This is a genomic window from Microbispora corallina (genome assembly GCF_016863035.1).
Classification (GTDB): Bacteria; Actinomycetota; Actinomycetes; order Streptosporangiales; family Streptosporangiaceae; genus Microbispora; species Microbispora corallina.
Genome location: NZ_BOOC01000087.1, coordinates 1 through 1421 on the forward strand (window position 1 = coordinate 1; position 1421 = coordinate 1421).

Below are 1421 nucleotides of genomic sequence, written 5' to 3' on the forward strand. Positions count from 1 at the left end.
GACGGGTCAGCGCGCGTCAGCGCGCGTCTGCGCGGGTCAGCCATGCGAACGCACCGCAGCCGTCGAGCTGTGCCATGACGCACCAATGCGAAACGAGGAACGGCCATGAGTGAATCCCTCCACACCGTCACGACGCTGCCCACGGCGCGCCGGCCCGGCTGCCCCTTCGACCCGCCCGGCGAGCTGGTCGACGCCCGCCGGCACGGCCCCATCAGCCGCTACACCTTCCCCGGCGGCGTGCCGGGCTGGCTGATCACCGGATACGACCTGGTGAGGTCGGTCCTGGCCGACCAGCGGTTCAGCTCACGCAAGGAGCTCATGCGCCACCCGGCCATTGACATCGCCGGCATGGAGATCCCTCCGGCGCCGCCCGGCGAGTTCCTGCTCATGGACGAGCCGCGGCACGGGCGCTACCGCAAGCCGCTGGTGGGCAGGTTCACCGTACGCCGGATGCGGCAGCTCACCGAGCGCGTCGAGCAGATCACCGCCGACCACCTGGACGCCGTGGAGAAGGCGGGCCCGCCGGCGGACCTGGTGACCGCGTTCGCCAAGCCCATCCCCTCCATCGTCATCTGTGAGCTGCTGGGTGTCCCGTACGAGGATCGTGGCCGCTTCCAAAGGCAGATCGACACGTTCCTCGGCGGGGAGACGAGCGACGAGGACCTGATCGCGGCCTACACCGCGACCCAGCAGTACCTCGCCGAGCTGGTGGCCGCCAAGCGCGCGAACCCCACCGACGACGTGCTCAGCGACCTCATGGACACCGATCTGACCGACGAGGAGCTGAGAGGGATGGCCCTGATCCTGCTGGCGGCGGGGTTCGACACCACCGCGAACATGCTGGCGCTGGGCACCTTCGCGCTGCTGAGCCACCCGGCGCAGGCGGCCGCGTGGCGCGCCGATCCCGGGCTCACCGACCGGGCCGTGGAGGAGCTGCTGCGATATCTGAGCGTCGCCAAGACGTTCATGCGGACGGCGCTGGAGGACGTCGAGCTGGGCGGCCAGACCATCGAGGCCGGCACGACGGTCATCCTGTCGTACAACACCGCCAACCGCGACCCCGAGCGCTTCTCCGACCCCCACGTGCTCGATCTCCGCAGGGAGAACGGAGGGCACCTGGCCTTCGGCCACGGCATCCACCAGTGCCTGGGTCAGCAGCTGGCCCGCGTCGAGATGCGGGTCGCGTTCCCCGCGCTGCTCGACCGCTTCCCCACGCTGCGCCTCGCCGTGCCGGCCGAGGAGGTCGAGCTGCGGCCCGAGACCGCGGACATCTACGGGGTGAAGAGCCTCCCGGTCACCTGGGACGTCTGACCGGTGAGGGCCGGTGTGGGGCCGGGAAGGCCCGGGGGCGGCGTCCGGCCGGACGCCGCCCCCGGTCGATCGATGTGATCAGGCGATGGTGCAGGTGGCTCCGTTCAAGG

The 1421-nt window shown here is 70.9% G+C and carries 1 protein-coding gene; it reads left to right on the forward strand.

What is annotated here, in order from left to right; genetic code table 11:
- The first annotated feature begins 105 nt into the window (after window positions 1–105).
- The gene (locus Mco01_RS38630; RefSeq protein WP_204061784.1) at window positions 106–1311 is read left to right on the forward strand and encodes a cytochrome P450; all 1206 of its coding nucleotides are present in this window, start codon (window positions 106–108) and stop codon (window positions 1309–1311) included.
- Window positions 1312–1421: the final 110 nt, after the last annotated feature.